A 15,052-nucleotide genomic window follows, 5' to 3' on the forward strand; every position below is an offset into this window, starting at 1 on the left:
CTCTTTATCCATGTGTTTAAGTCGATTTGGTATGAAACAGCACTTTCCTTTAAAAAATGTCCAACAAGAAAAGCGCATTTTTCGAAATCGTACCTTTATTTCCATGGGTATTGTGGTTTTCTTCTTGCTGATTTTAGTCACTCGCTATGCCTATTTGCAGCTGGTTCAATTTGACGAGTTTTCAACTGCATCCGATCAAAACCGTATCCGCCTACAACCTTTAGCCCCTGCACGTGGTTATATTTATGACCGCAATGGTGTGTTGTTGGCGGACAACTATCCTGTCTTTACCGCGACGATGAGTCGAGCGGATGTGACGGATATTGATGCTACGATTGAACGTTTAACGCCAATCTTAGAACTCACACCAGATGATATTGAACGCTTTAACAGTCGTATTAAAGCCTCACGTAAAACTGAACGCGTTTCCATTAAACTTAATCTCAATGAAAATGATATCGCTCGCTTTAGCGAAGTTAAGTATCAATTCCCTGGGGTTAATATCGAAACCCAGATGACGCGCTACTATCCACATGGTGAGCTATTTGCCCATGTGATTGGTTATGTAGGTCGAATTAACGATAAAGAATTAAAAAGTATCAATAAAGATTTGTATGCGGGCACTAACCTGATTGGTAAAATTGGGGTAGAAAACTCCTATGAAGATTTGCTACATGGTGTGCCAGGAAATGAGTCGGTCGAAGCCGATGCGCACGGTAACGTGTTGCGCCATTTAGGTCGCAAAGAACCCGTTCGTGGTAATGACTTATATCTTTCACTCGATTATGGCTTGCAGACGGTTGCCTCAGAGCAGCTTGCAGGTCGTCGTGGTGCAATCGTGGCGATGGATCCACGTACAGGTGAAATTCTGGCCTTGGTCTCAAGTCCAAGTTTTAACCCTAACCTGTTTGTCACGGGGATTAGTCATACCGACTATAGCGGTTTACGCGATAACCTCGATCAACCGCTATATAACCGTGCTGTACAAGGCGCTTACCCACCCGGCTCAACCATTAAACCGATGTTTGGTTTAGGTGGTATTCATTATGGCTTAATTGATTGGGGTACTGCTATTTCCGATCATGGCTATTTTACCCTTCCGGGCGATTCGCATAAATTCCGTGACTGGAAAAAGTCAGGACATGGTGTAGTCAATTTACATAAAGCTCAAGTTGTTTCTTGCGATACCTTTTATTACATTCTGTCTTTCCGCATGGGCATTGAAAAAATGAACACATGGATGCGTCAGTTTGGTTTTGGTGAGAAAACGGGTGTTGATTTACCGAGTGAAAGCACAGGTCTGTATCCAAACCCTGAATGGAAAATGCGTACTCGCGATGCCAAATGGCTTAAAGGTGAAACCATTTCTGTCAGTATTGGACAAGGTGCTTTTACCGCAACCCCCCTACAATTAGCCATGGCAACTGCCATTACTGCGAATCATGGTTCGCATGTAATTCCACATGTTTTACAAACCAGTAAAGGCGCAAAACCACATAAAAACCTCAATGCACCTGATGGTCGAATTCAGTTCAATGGTACAGATGAAGACTGGATAAAAATGCGTGATGCTATGGTCGATGTCATCGAAACGGGTACAGGACGTGGTATTCGTACACCAATGTATAAAATTGCAGGTAAAACTGGTACGGCACAAGTCAAAAGTATTGCCCAAGGCAAACGCTATAACGAAGCACTTTTAACAGAACGTCAGCTCGACCACGGTTTATTTGTTGGCTTTGCACCTGCGGAAAACCCTGAAATTGCGATTGCAGTAGTGTGGGAAAATGGTCGTCACGGTGGTTCTGCGGCACAGCTGGCTCGTCCGATCTTAGACTACTGGCTGCTCACACGTCATAAAAATCCAATTCGTCCTCAAAACCATCAAATTAGTGGCGGCTTGATGACGGCGGGGATTAAACCGGGTGAATTACCAAGTGGTAGCACTCCACCAGCGACCACAACTGGGACAAATACAGCTACACCAACCAGTACTTCAAATACAGCACCCACTTCAACAACGGCAAATACAAGCCGTTCAGCTACACCACCTTCTGCACCTGTGGAGTCAGACTAATTATGAAAAACCAACTCCGCATCATTGGAGGGGACTGGAAACGTCGCCAATTGCCTTTTGCCAGTATTGAAGGTTTACGCCCTACGCCTGATCGTGTACGTGAGACTTTGTTTAATTGGCTCATGTGGGATGTGCAAAACACCAATGTTTTGGATATTTGTGCAGGTTCGGGTGCGTTGGCATTTGAAGCCTTATCACGTGGTGCCTCAAAAGTAGTGATAATTGAACCTGACCACAATCAAGCACAGTTTTTAACAAAAAACTTGGAACTCCTTAAAGTCCCTAAGTCTCGTGCCCAGTTAAAAGTAGCGACTGCACAGCAAACATTACCTACCTTAAAAGAACAGTTTGATTTGGTCTTTTTAGACCCGCCGTATAGCCTAGAGCTATGGGAAGAACTAGCCCTCTTGGCGGATCCGATGATTCAAAATAATGGCTATATTTATGTGGAAGCCGACCGAGATTTGAATCAGTTAAAACTTCCAAGCACTTGGATTCAAATAAAGAACACCAAAGCTGGGTCTGTACGTGCAGGTTTATATCAAAAGAAAGTGGTTGTTTCCCCATAATCTAGACACTTTTATGTCCTTTTGATTGACACCATCACGAAAGAAAGTGGTCTTAGCGCATATTAGTGTGGTTCTGAGCTACGCTATGTATGAAGATCAATATACATATTCAAAATCAAGCTAAGGTTTCAATCATTTTTCATGTCTAAAACTATGTAGACAGATCGAAAAACCATACACTCGCTAAAATTTTAAATATATCGCATATGACTTGGTTGATCTTTATCTTAGGTGTAATGGTGGCGGGTTTTGTACAGGGACTCACGGGCTTTGCATTTGCCTTAATTGCCATGTCATTTTGGGTCTGGATCTTGGCACCTCAGCTCGCAGCGCCCTTGGTGGTGTTCGCCTCAGTCTGGAGTCACCTAATTTCCTTAAAGTCGGAATCTGCCTTTCAACTTGATAAAAGCCTTGTTACGCCTTATATCCTTGCAGGTCTGATTGGCGTTCCATTGGGTACCTATCTGTTAGACATCATTCAAGCACATACCTTTAAACTGGTTCTAGGAATTTTTCTGATTCTTTGGTGTCCATTGATGCTACTTAATCCCCAGATTCACTTCATTCAAAACTCTGGAAAATACGCCGATAGCAGTATTGGTTTTCTTGGAGGTGTATTGGGTGGGTTAGGAGGCTTTTGTGGCTCACTGCCTTCAGCTTGGGTCATGTTAAAAAACCTTCCTAAAGAGCAACAGCGCTCAATTTTAAGGCATTTTAATTTCGCCATTCAGCTATTCACCTTACTCACCTATCTGCTCCGCGGAAATTTAAACTTGCAACATTTACCCTATATGGGCATCTTACTTTTGAGTGTGAGTCTACCGGCCATGCTCGGCGCGCAATTGTTTTATAAGATTTCGGAGCGGCAGTTCAAGCATACGGTACTGGGTTTATTATTTAGTACAGGCTGTTTTCTATGTATCAGCTATCGCTTTCTGTAGTGCTATAAAAACCTGACTCTGCACTTTGGCATTGGCTTGGGTCAGCAATTGTGTGTTTTGTGTCAAAATAGGCTTATCTTTAAACAGCTTGGCACTACTAGACTTCCTCCAGCTTCACAAATCTTTATACAATTGGCGCACCTTAAAACCCACCGCCCACCATATATGAAACTGCCTCTTGCACTACTGAGTATTTGCTTTATCAGTGCTTGCTCCATAAGCTCATCCAAAGAAATAAAACAAGCCGAAAAACTTCTCCAATCTTTTGACTGTCAAAATATAGAACGCGATCAGGCAGACCACAGCAGCATGACCAGTTATCATGAACAAGTGCTTGCCAGCAGCAAACAAAAAGCCCAATCCTATGTAGAAAGCTATCAACATGGCGATCAAATTTTTGACCTGCCCCTGCCCGAAGTGATTGAAACACAGCTACAAAGTTATACGGCCGCATGCCAGTCACTAGGTGGGGTTTTACCCAATCCCTAGCAAAGCCCTTAAAATACGGTTAGCAATAAAAAAGACAGCTCGAAAGCTGTCTTTTTTAATTTCATATGACTTAAATTTGAAGTTAAGACACAGTTGAGTCGTTGTGATAGCGAGTATCGACACTGAAATCTTGAGGAAATTTAGCAGAAATTTGTGCATAAAATGCCATAATTTCAGCCATATCTTTTTCATAATCACCCGTAGGATAAATAATTTTACCCACTCCAGTTTTTTTCTTCGCATAGTCCATATAGGCCAACGCAATTGGAACACCTGCACTAACTGCAACATGGTAAAAACCTGTTTTCCACTGTTCCTGCTTGGCACGTGTCCCTTCAGGGGTGACCAACATCACCAACTTAGGGTGTTCTTTAAAAAGATCACTCATGAGTTGTACCATACTTGGACGTGGTTCACCTTCATGCTTCGGACGACGGTCAATACCTATCCCGCCCATTGCACGAACAAATGGCCCAAATGGCAGTTTCATATAGCTGTCTTTAATAGTGATACGGACATGCACACCTAAGGCCTTTAATGCCAAACGAGCGTACAGCGCATCCCAATTGCTGGTATGTGGCGCTGCAATCATCACACATTGATCGATATTCAAATCCCAATGATTATCAATCTGCCACCCCATTAAGGCTAAACTTTGTTCTGCAAGCTTTTCGAACACAAAAAATACCACATTACTAAAAATCTGTGCCGATTCTAGCAATGCTGCTGATCAAATACACGGCGAGACGCTCAATAAAACAACAATTAATCTATAAACGTATATTTTATTTAATTCCAAATATTTCAAGAAAAAACAGGGTCTTTGAGATTAAAGGTAAAAATACGTGAATAGTATTCTTTATTGAAGATACAGAAGCACTCACAGATCTTCATAGATTCATTTCTTGCACTACTGTAAGGTAAAACTAAACAATGAATAATATCGGGTGCTGTATATGCAAAAGACTGTTTTAGCACTATGCCTATCTTTCACCATGTTAACTGCATGCTCAAAGCCAAATGAAAACAATCCTCCACCAGATCACAATGTCACGGCATCTCTGGACGACAGTGCTAGCGCAACCGTGATGGATACACCAGACACAGCAAATGCCTTAGATTGGGTAGGCACATATCAAGGGATTCTACCCTGTCATGATTGTTCTGGGATCGACACTGAACTTGAACTGACCTTAGATCATCATTTTGTGCTGAAACAAAAATTTTTAGGCAAATCGAATAATAATTATGTGAATGAAGTGAAAGGTTCATTTCAATTTGTGAATGGCTCTGATCAACTGATACAGCTCGACTCATCTGGTGATAGCCGTATTTATTATATTGGTGCGCAATTTATTGAAATGCGTGGCGATAAAGGTCAAGTACTGGATCAACCTGAGTCCAACTTTAAACTCACCAAATCCTTGGAATAGACACTCGCAACATTCTGAATGATTTAAATTGCTTATTTATATATCACAGCAAAAATTTCACCCAAACATCAAAAAGGTAGCCTAATTACTTCGGCCACCTTTATCAGAGTTTACTACTTTTGAGTTTGCATATTCTTAATTAGCTCGCTAAAATCAAGTGTTGCAGCTTTTTGTACCGGTGGATAATCCATCAAAGATTTAATGTGTGAACCCAGTAATGCCTGTAAGGGTTCAGAAATCCATTGCTTGGTTTGAATAATATCTGAACGGTCTCTGATACTATCAAAAGTCTCAAATGGGTCTTGGCGAAGGTTGTACATCACTGGAAATTTTTTGCTTTTGATATTGGTCGTAATAATTTTCACTGGTTTCAAAATGAACTTTCCATTGATTAATACGAACTGCACGTAAAATCGATTCACGATAGTACAGAAAATTATCTCGCATACTCTCTTTTGATTTTCCCGTCCAATAGTCGATATTGTTTACACCATCAATAATTTGCTTACGATTGGTTTTCATTTCCTCGACTACATTTTTATTCCCTGCGACATTCGCCAAAGTTGTAAACAGATCCATATGCGACTGAATGCCGTGTTTCACTTGTCCCGCAGGAATATGTCCCGGCCACCGTACCATCATTGGAACACGGACTCCCCCTTCATAGGTCGTCATTTTTTCACCACGGAACGGTGTGGTTCCACCATGATTTTTTGCACTGTGCTCAGGGCCGTTATCGGTGGTATAAACAATGATGGTGTTATCCAACACTCCCATCTTCTTCATATCATCCAAGAGTTGACCGACTTGCATATCGTGTTCAACCATACCACTGCCGTATAAATCATCTTCTGAGGTGGCTTTGGCAGCTAAGTAACGATGCTCAGGACGTAAATGGGTAAACATATGCATACGACTTGGATTCAGCCACACAAAAAACGGCTTGTCCGATTTTTTACTACGCTTCATGAAGTCTACACTGGCAGCAATGAACTCATCATCCACCGTTTCCATGCGTTTACGCGAAAGTTCACCCGTATCTTTACATTTTTGCTTACCCATTTTACCAAAACGCGGATCATTCGTTTCATCATCTGTAGTGTTTGCATAACAGTGTAGAACGCCACGAGTACCAAATTTTTGACGGAATTCTGGATCTTTTGGATAATCATACTGTTCAGGAAATTCTTCAGTATTTAAGTGATATAAATTACCAAAGAATTCATCAAAACCATGTACTGTCGGTAAGCTATCATTTCGATCACCCAAATGATTTTTACCAAACTGACCACTCATATAACCTAACGGTTTGAGTACTTCTGCCAAAGTCGGTGTTGCAGCTTTAATCCCTAAAGGTGAACCTGGACGACCGACTGTCGTCATACCTGAACGAATTGGATACTGACCTGTAATAAATGCTGCACGTCCAGCGGTTGAACTTGGCTGTGCATAGTGATCGGTAAACATCACGCCTTCTTGGGCAATACGATCAATATTCGGCGTGTTATAGCCCATAACACCATGACGGCTTTGTTGCATAAATATGTAAGCATCTGATTTAAATAAATTTAATTTTGGATCAAAAAATAATCAAAACTTTTAAAATCATATAGTTATGAAATCTTTGTGCAACAAAGCCGTTGGCGGATTTCACTGGCCATTTTTGGGCTACGCCAAGGAAATAACACTTTGAGGCGGTAATGCGGTTTGAATGGGTCGCGTGTTCCAATATTGACTTGGTATTCTCTTTTGACTGGGCTGCGATGTTCGTGATGGCGGATATGCGTTCCCGTCATCGGATTGCTGGTGACTGTGCTTGTATAAGAGACTTTGTCTTCAACTAAGTTGAAGTGGCCGACTGAGGTAATATAGTCAAATGGGTATTTCACTAAACGCTGTTCAGGTTCATCAAACAGGATGATGGTTTTATCCTGACTGTTAATCCAGACCCCACGATTGTGATAATTAAACTGTTCACCTTGGCGGCTCAGTTGCTCCGTCATGCCTGCAAAGTAGGTATTGCCATATTCATAGAAGTAATAGGTGATCACAAACCATAACAGCCAGATGCCAAAGAACAGAGAGCCAAACCAGCCAAAAGCAAACACTTTAGCCATAATTAAAAAAATGACGATCGGCACCACAATGCATTTAACAAAGACCTTGGATTTTGGTGGGCGATTTTCGATTGGAATGATTTTTGGTTGAGTGAATTCAGACATCATTGTTCCCCGCATGTTCAATGCAATTGACAATCACAAGGGGATATAAAAATAAGTATTTTTTATAGGCGTGATTGAGCCATCCACCTTAGAGATTGTTCGTGTAAAAATGTTTTTTTAATACAGCTTAAAAATTAAAATCAGTGCTGTATGCCCTGTTGAATGACACAACAAGGTTGAACAGGTGCGGAGGCACAATAAAGAATAGATGGATACAGCATGAGAAGCTCCTTGTGTTAAAGAAGTTCTACCAAATTACTGCTAAATAATGGTGGCAGAACGAGAGCGGGTTAGCAGACTGGAACACAAGAATCCAGCACGTCAAAGACGTCCCCCTCCCGTTCCACCGCAGAGAGGCACGAGGAGATAAACACTAAAGGACAAGTCCTTTAATGCTCTTGTGTTGGACGGTCTGCTAAAACCGACTGGCAATGTAGGCCAGCGAGCTCATATTAGATTTATCCAGCGCTTTAGTCAATTTTGCGATACGATAAAATTCACATGATCGGCTTGAATAAATTCAGTTAAGTTGTTGATTTCACCCAGAAGCTCAAATTAAAACCATCCATGGGTTCATTTTGATTTCATGGATCGGCCTAAAATGAACTGCTCTTCTGTAATAAAATAAATGAATAAAATGATTGAATAGATCTTCGCCAAACATTCATTTCTTTAAGCGTATCTGAAGAAAAGCTATGCCGTATCAAATGACACATTCCTGTTCAACATAGGTAGATCCAGCCGTCAGACTTCGCAAATAACTAAAGCTTAATCAATGAATTAATGAAATGTTGCGTTTTGTAAAAATAATCAAATACAGCGTTGACAGCTCACGGGATACGCAGATAAGCTTATAGGACACAGCAAAATCTGTGTTCAGGCGTGAGAACCTGATACAATCTAGGTGCAAATTAATGTCGCACTCGCGGCTATTTTTTTGTCTACTGTTTTAGCAGTCGTTATGGCAGCTTGATAGGGCAACCGTAAGGTTGGCTGATCCTAGATTCAGTATTCTCACCCCTGTCTCGCTGCCACCATTACCGTGAGAAGTAATGCTGGTAAGTATTTAAAACTTATCTAGGACCACTGCTATGAACGCTAAATTTCATGGTGCATACACTAGCACATCTAAAAAACAAGCCTCTCAACTGATTGTTGAACTTGGCAAAAGCATTTCAAATCCCCAGCGTCAAAGCTTAACCCATCTTTATCAAGCACTCGATACTGCAGACTCCATGCTGACCGAGCTTGAACATGCGCACCAAATTATTCGTCAATGCATGCGCCAGATGAATGATGAACAAATCACTGAAGTCGCAAAACTCAATCAAAATAATCATACCCCTTCGCTCTGGGCATTCCGTACCCATCAGCGTCAGAACCTGATTGAACGTGCTGAGCGTCTTTTGGGAGCACGTTATGAAGCATAATCAGCATATTCTGCTGGCTCCCTCTGACTACCCTTTAATTGCTTCGCCTACGCTTGCAAAAGCGTATGGCGTCGCAGCCGCGACTTTCTTGCAAAAACTGCACTACTGTTTAGAACACAGTGATGCTCAAGTCCACAAAGGAAAAAAGTATTGGTTCCATAGTTATGAACAATGGCAACAAACACTCGGGATTTATAGTGTCTCCACAATCAAACGGATCGTCGCTAAATTAAAACAAGCTGAGATTTTAGTGATTAAAAAGCTCTCAAAAAATAAATGGCTTCAAACCAACTTTTATTCAATTAACTATAAAAAGTTAAAACAATTGATCCAGCCGAATACTGAAACTCAAGCTCAACCGCAATCGTTGATGCAAACTACAAATACAACTGTTACAAAGCCTGAAAGAAGTAGAAATGCAGTTAAAGACACTCAAGCTGATACACTAACGCTGTCAATTCAACAGGCGTTTCACACTCTCAAAGATCAGGCGACTACTCCCACGCAGTCCTTAAAATCAGCGAAAATTTCCGTACAACCGAAAATTGTCATTTCTGAACATACGACGGCACAAGGATTGAGTCAGCCACTCTCCCCGATCGCTACAAGTGAAATACTCAAAAATATGAATATGGATTATCGTCATTTCTATCAAGCGCTGTTGCAGCAGCGCGTTGATATTCATTATGCCGATCAGCGCATTCAGCATTTACTCAAACAGCAGAAACAGGTGATTCGACATATTGCATATATTAAGCAGTCATTCGATGGTCAATACCGTTATCAATGGCATCCACTTGAGCAATTACAAATCGACCGCTATTTAACAGAATAAGCAAGTTGATCACATCAATAATCAAAACTTGCTTATGACTCAGCTAGACAACCAAAATAAATTAGAAGTCAAAATCATTTGATTTTGGCTTCTGAGCAATATCATTATTTTCATATTGATACTGATTTCTTCTGGACAATTCAAGCTGATACTCAGCTTGATGTAATTCATATAAGTTCGCTTCTCGAATCTCTTTAACTATTTGTCTAACCATTTTAATTTTTTCTTGAATATCCGGATCTTTACTATGCAAATAATGTCGAGGTATTTGCGGAACATCTTTTAAATTTGTCCCATTTTTTTTGTTATAATCTTCATTCGATAAACATGAGACCTTATTTTCGACGTGGAACTTAATTCCGTAGATCTCCACTTCTTTAATGGGTGCATATTCTTTTAAAAATTTATTTATGACATTTTCTGTGATTTTTCGATAATGATTAATTTGATGACGACCGAGCCCAATTACATCTGCTGTTAGTTTCTTGGCACCGCCTCTCTCAGGATTCTTTGAACAATGTCTTTGAAAATACAGTTTTGGTGTTCGTTCAATGCCATCATAAATACTTCGTTCAGAATATAATAAATGCAAATGCGGTTGTTCATAACGCCCATCGAGGGTTGAAACATGATTATGAATTGCAAAACTATAGGGCATCTGATAATGACCACAGAATTCATGTATGAGTTGATTCGACAATTCTATACGTTGTAAACAATCAAGTTCTTTTGACAAAGCCACGGTAATATGCGTAGATGTCCTCCCCTTCATACTTTCATATTGATCTGCTGCATTCCAAAATACTTCGGGGCTCTCAGCTGCCCATTTTGGCATATTGGCTGATGCTGTATATTCAAGCTCTTCAACATCTTGTTTATGTGTTGAGAAATATAATGTTCGCGTAATGTAGTGATAGCCAAGTTCAGATGAATGCTTGAATTTATCTCTACGCATATTTTTATGCTGAGTTTTTAACATTTTCACATTATGGCGTAAATCAAAATAATACATATACAAACCTAAGTTCAAATAAAGAAAATGGATCATATAAAATTATTCAAAAATTTTATTCGTTTGATGCAGAAAATGAAAAATAATGCGATTTTTTATAGAAAATATATCAGCATCATAAATATACGTACTTTTAACGTGTAACACCCCCCAGTTTTAACGTGTAACAACAGAAATTTTAACGTGTAACACCGATCAAACTTTAAGCAAAATAACATGTAACAGCCCCAATTTTTAACGTGTAACAGACGTTTGTGTTATTTTTAACCATCTCAAGTGCTTTTTCGAATATTCAATAAATAATATCTTTTAAATACAATAACTTAAAAAACTAAAAGTGCTCCGCAGGACGAGATGTAGTGTTCATTTTGATTCGCTGCAAGCGAATTGAAATGAACACGGAGACGAGATAAAAATCTTTTTTTTGCATTCGCAAAAAATGATTTTTATCCCTCACCACTAACAGTAAAACTAACAGCAAACTAAAAGTGACTAGCAGCGAGCAGAAAAAAAAGCAGAACTTTTTTTTGAATATTTAAACTTTTCTCAAGTTTTAAAATTGACATGTGATATACATTTTTTATTTTTTTAGTGAGAAAATATCAAGATGAGTCGTACAGCATTAACAACACAAGATCACATTTATTCAATAGAATATTTTGCAATGAATAATCCCGCTTTCGAAAAAACACATTATGATGTCATTCAATTAATCGAACAAAAAAATTAGGAGAACTTAGTGATAAAGAAAAATATTTGCTCAAGAAAACCTATCAATATATAAATAGAAGAATCAAATACAATGAAACACTTACGCTTATCTTAGAAAAAGATGATCATCATATTACAAAAATAGAACGCGATATTTTAGATTATAGTTATTTCGGAGAAGTTGTTCCACCAGTGCTTGAACATTATTTTTTAGCTGAAAAAATGCTAGACAATTATATGTCAAAACTACCTGACAATATAAAAATAAAAATCCATCAAAACATCTTAGACACGGATGATGCTTTAGAAAAGAAACAAAATATTAAAAAGAGAAATAGAGAGAATCATCAAAAATTTTATTGGTGGGACATTATTGTCGCTTCTTAAATTAAATAATAATGATGATGATCCAATCGATATATTATTTGAGATCATGAAACTCTATTTAATGCATGATTATTTTGATAGAAAATCATTTAACACTGAAGAGATAAATGAATTTAATATTTCAGAAATTGGAAGAGAGTTTAACAACAAAAAGAATTCAATTTTACTCAACTTAAATAATCCATTCTTAATTTACGATGAGTAAATAATAAAAAATTAACAGAAAAAAGCTGTAAACGTTAATAGCCGACCTTTTTAGGTCGGCTTTGCAGTGTGCGTTCCTAAAAACTTAATTCTCTTATTTTATAATAATATTTTTTAATAAATCACTTTACAAAATAGAATTACATATTTTAAAAAATCCCATCTAAATAAACTTAAGATTATTTTACTGATATAATAAATTAAAAAATAAACCTTTTTTTGTTTTTTTAAACTTTTCTCATCTTTTTTTTTATTAATTTGATAAGCTTTATTTTAAGAGTTTATCTCTTACAACCAATTTTTAATGGAGATGATTTTTATGGGTGTATCTATAAACCTGACTAACACTGAACGACGAGTTTCTACCGCTGAATTTGCACTACGTATGAATATCAGTGAAAAAGAGCTCTATCAGCGCATCAAAGATGGACGTATACAGTCACCTATCAAGGATGGACGTAAAAATTTTTGGCTGAATAGTTATGTACTCGCTTGCATCACAAGCTCAGAAACTTATCTTGAGCCCATTTGAAAACGCTAGAATAAAAAAAGGTCGCTATAATAGCGACCTTTTTTACAACAAATTATTTTGTGAGTAACACTGTGAGTAACTTATAAAAACATGATAAATAAATCTATAAATTACAAATTATTACTCAAATTATAGGCAGATTACATCATTCCGCCCATACCACCCATGCCGCCCATATCAGGCATCGCTGGCTTGTCTTCTGGAACATCAGTAATCATACATTCAGTTGTCAACATTAAACCTGCTACAGATGCAGCGTGTTCAAGTGCGGAACGCGTTACTTTCGCAGGGTCAAGAATACCCATTTCTAGCATATCGCCATACTCAGAAGTCGCAGCGTTATAACCGAAGTTACCTTCGCCATTTTTCACAGCGTTGATGACAACTGAAGGCTCATCACCCGCATTGGCAACGATTTGACGAAGTGGTGCTTCAATCGCACGACGTAAAATGTTAATACCTACATTTTGATCGTCATTCGCACCATTTACGCCATCAAGCGCAGCTGCAGCACGTACCAGTGCAACACCACCACCAGCAACCACACCTTCTTCAACCGCAGCACGTGTTGCATGAAGCGCATCGTCTACACGGTCTTTCTTCTCTTTCATTTCAACTTCAGTCGCTGCACCAATTTTGATTACAGCTACACCGCCTGCCAATTTAGCAACACGTTCTTGAAGTTTTTCTTTGTCGTATTCTGAAGATGATTCTTCAATTTGCGCGCGGATTTGAGTCACACGTTCAGCAATTTGAGCTGCATCACCAGCACCGTCAACAATCACAGTGTTTTCTTTAGATACCGTAATTTTGTGCGCTGTACCTAAATCTTGAAGAGAAGCTTGCTCTAAAGTCATGCCAACTTCTTCAGAAATTACAGTCGCACCAGTTAAGATCGCGATGTCTTGTAACATTGCTTTACGACGGTCACCAAAACCAGGTGCTTTAACCGCACATACTTTGATAATTCCGCGCATGTTGTTTACAACAAGTGTAGCTAAAGCCTCACCTTCAACATCTTCAGCGATGATTAAAAGTGGTTTACCTGTTTTAGCAACAGCTTCCAGTACAGTAATTAATTCACGGATGTTGCTGATTTTTTTATCAACAAGCAAGATGAATGGATTTTCAAGTTCAGCCGTTAATGTATCTTGTTTGTTTGCAAAATACGGGCTGATATAACCACGGTCAAACTGCATACCTTCAACAACGTCCAAAGCATCTTCAAAGCCTGAACCTTCTTCAACAGTAATCACGCCTTCTTTACCTACGCGTTCCATTGCTTGTGCAATGAGTTTACCTACAGTTTCGTCAGAGTTTGCAGAGATTGAACCGACTTGTTCAATCGCTTTAGTATCAGAAGCAGGTTTTGCTGTTGCTTTAATTTCAGCAACCAATGCTTTAACAGCCAGGTCAATACCACGTTTCAAGTCCATTGGGTTCATGCCCGCAGTTACAGACTTAATGCCTTCATTTAAAATTGCTTGAGCTAGTACAGTTGCAGTTGTTGTACCGTCACCCGCGATATCATTGGTTTTAGAAGATACTTCACGAACCAATTGAGCGCCCATGTTCTCAAATTTGTCTTTTAGAGAAATTTCTTTCGCAACTGTTACGCCATCTTTAGTGATGTGCGGCGCGCCGAAAGAACGGTCAATCACAACGTTACGGCCTTTAGGACCTAAAGTTACTTTTACAGCATCTGCAAGCACGTTTACGCCTGCAATCATTTTAGAACGAGCTGAATCACCAAATTTTACGTCTTTAGCTGACATACTAAACTCCAAATATTCTTAAATTTTAATCAATTGTATTGCTTAAACAGCAAATGAACGTTCTGAATTAACCTTCAAGAACCGCTAAAATATCAGACTCTTTCATCACAAGAAGTTCTTCGCCTTCGACTTTAACTTTAGTGCCTGCATATGCACCAAACAGTACATTGTCGCCCACTTTTACGTCTAAAGCACGAACGCCATTGTCTGTAATTTTGCCATTACCTACTGCAATGATTTCACCTTGAGCTGGCTGTTCAGCAGCAGAAGTACTCAAAATTAAACCACCTGCAGTTTTAGTTTCCTTTTCTACGCGGCGAATCACAACGTTGTCATGTAAAGGACGAATTTTGCTCATTTCTTGCTCCATAGACATTTTTAAAATGCCGTTGTTTACGATGTGAAGATGACTTCTTATTCCTAGGTCATCAACAA

At 39.1% G+C, this 15,052-nt stretch carries 16 protein-coding genes; 9 read left to right on the top strand and 7 right to left on the bottom strand.

All coding sequences use genetic code 11. The features are described 5' to 3' along the window. The first annotated feature begins 31 nt into the window (after positions 1-31). The 4 genes from mrdA to AC4MC0_RS11900 all read left to right on the top strand — a co-directional run bounded on the left by mrdA (position 32) and on the right by AC4MC0_RS11900 (position 4,076). On the top strand, positions 32-2,077 hold the full coding sequence (mrdA, locus tag AC4MC0_RS11885) for a penicillin-binding protein 2 (protein ID WP_017396965.1): 2,046 nt from the start codon (positions 32-34) through the stop codon (positions 2,075-2,077). Positions 2,078-2,079: 2 nt separating this feature from the next. Next, positions 2,080-2,646 (top strand): 16S rRNA (guanine(966)-N(2))-methyltransferase RsmD, encoded by a 567-nt coding sequence (gene rsmD, locus AC4MC0_RS11890; RefSeq protein WP_004694311.1) that lies wholly within the window; start codon positions 2,080-2,082, stop codon positions 2,644-2,646. Between the two features lie 206 nt (positions 2,647-2,852). Then, positions 2,853-3,587 carry a sulfite exporter TauE/SafE family protein gene (locus AC4MC0_RS11895; RefSeq protein WP_491887101.1) on the top strand — a complete coding sequence of 245 codons (735 nt, stop codon included), beginning with the start codon at positions 2,853-2,855 and terminating at the stop codon, positions 3,585-3,587. A gap of 165 nt (positions 3,588-3,752) precedes the next feature. Continuing rightward, complete coding sequence (locus tag AC4MC0_RS11900; RefSeq protein ID WP_004694315.1) at positions 3,753-4,076, top strand: hypothetical protein; 324 nt, start codon at positions 3,753-3,755, stop codon at positions 4,074-4,076. Between the two features lie 82 nt (positions 4,077-4,158). Here the strand turns inward: AC4MC0_RS11900 and AC4MC0_RS11905 are convergent, their stop codons facing one another. After that, positions 4,159-4,755, bottom strand: a complete 597-nt coding sequence (locus tag AC4MC0_RS11905) for a 1-acyl-sn-glycerol-3-phosphate acyltransferase (protein ID WP_010326291.1) — start codon at positions 4,753-4,755, stop codon at positions 4,159-4,161. A gap of 277 nt (positions 4,756-5,032) precedes the next feature. On the opposite strand from AC4MC0_RS11905, the gene AC4MC0_RS11910 reads away from it, so the two are divergent. Further along, positions 5,033-5,509, top strand: coding sequence for a copper resistance protein NlpE (locus tag AC4MC0_RS11910; RefSeq protein WP_491887102.1), 477 nt, complete (start codon positions 5,033-5,035; stop codon positions 5,507-5,509). A gap of 113 nt (positions 5,510-5,622) precedes the next feature. On the opposite strand, the gene AC4MC0_RS11915 is transcribed toward AC4MC0_RS11910, so the two are convergent. The 3 genes from AC4MC0_RS11915 to AC4MC0_RS11925 form a co-directional block, all read right to left on the bottom strand. After that, the gene (locus AC4MC0_RS11915; RefSeq protein WP_491887103.1) at positions 5,623-5,829 is read right to left on the bottom strand and encodes a hypothetical protein; all 207 of its coding nucleotides are present in this window, start codon (positions 5,827-5,829) and stop codon (positions 5,623-5,625) included. Continuing rightward, a complete protein-coding gene (locus AC4MC0_RS11920; protein WP_491887104.1) occupies positions 5,801-7,048 on the bottom strand; it encodes an arylsulfatase in 1,248 nt (415 codons plus the stop codon). The genes AC4MC0_RS11915 and AC4MC0_RS11920 overlap by 29 nt, the downstream gene beginning before the upstream one ends. 74 nt (positions 7,049-7,122) lie before the next feature. Further along, positions 7,123-7,731, bottom strand: a complete 609-nt coding sequence (locus AC4MC0_RS11925; protein WP_491887105.1) for a hypothetical protein — start codon at positions 7,729-7,731, stop codon at positions 7,123-7,125. A gap of 1,091 nt (positions 7,732-8,822) precedes the next feature. On the opposite strand from AC4MC0_RS11925, the gene AC4MC0_RS11930 reads away from it, so the two are divergent. Together AC4MC0_RS11930 and AC4MC0_RS11935 are read left to right on the top strand one after the other, a co-directional pair. Then, positions 8,823-9,161: a hypothetical protein gene (locus tag AC4MC0_RS11930; protein ID WP_491887106.1), complete on the top strand. Its 339-nt coding sequence runs from the start codon at positions 8,823-8,825 to the stop codon at positions 9,159-9,161. Next, entirely contained in the window at positions 9,151-9,996 is an 846-nt protein-coding gene (locus tag AC4MC0_RS11935) for a hypothetical protein (protein WP_491887107.1), read from the top strand. The genes AC4MC0_RS11930 and AC4MC0_RS11935 overlap by 11 nt, the downstream gene beginning before the upstream one ends. A 61-nt stretch (positions 9,997-10,057) precedes the next feature. Here AC4MC0_RS11935 and AC4MC0_RS11940 read toward each other — a convergent pair whose 3' ends face one another. Further along, a complete protein-coding gene (locus AC4MC0_RS11940; protein ID WP_491887108.1) occupies positions 10,058-11,008 on the bottom strand; it encodes a MobA/MobL family protein in 951 nt (316 codons plus the stop codon). A 756-nt stretch (positions 11,009-11,764) separates the two neighbouring features. Between AC4MC0_RS11940 and AC4MC0_RS11945 the strand changes: the two genes are divergently transcribed. After that, complete coding sequence (locus AC4MC0_RS11945; protein WP_491887109.1) at positions 11,765-12,106, top strand: hypothetical protein; 342 nt, start codon at positions 11,765-11,767, stop codon at positions 12,104-12,106. A gap of 523 nt (positions 12,107-12,629) precedes the next feature. After that, positions 12,630-12,842 carry a hypothetical protein gene (locus tag AC4MC0_RS11950; RefSeq protein ID WP_491887110.1) on the top strand — a complete coding sequence of 71 codons (213 nt, stop codon included), beginning with the start codon at positions 12,630-12,632 and terminating at the stop codon, positions 12,840-12,842. A gap of 140 nt (positions 12,843-12,982) precedes the next feature. Here AC4MC0_RS11950 and groL read toward each other — a convergent pair whose 3' ends face one another. Both groL and AC4MC0_RS11960 read right to left on the bottom strand, forming a co-directional pair. Next, positions 12,983-14,617: a chaperonin GroEL gene (gene groL / locus AC4MC0_RS11955; protein ID WP_004694331.1), complete on the bottom strand. Its 1,635-nt coding sequence runs from the start codon at positions 14,615-14,617 to the stop codon at positions 12,983-12,985. A 67-nt stretch (positions 14,618-14,684) separates the two neighbouring features. After that, the gene (locus tag AC4MC0_RS11960; protein WP_010326285.1) at positions 14,685-14,975 is read right to left on the bottom strand and encodes a co-chaperone GroES; all 291 of its coding nucleotides are present in this window, start codon (positions 14,973-14,975) and stop codon (positions 14,685-14,687) included. Between the last annotated feature and the right edge of the window lie 77 nt (positions 14,976-15,052).

The sequence above is a fragment of the Acinetobacter sp. CAU_H_S139_7 genome (assembly GCF_058599305.1).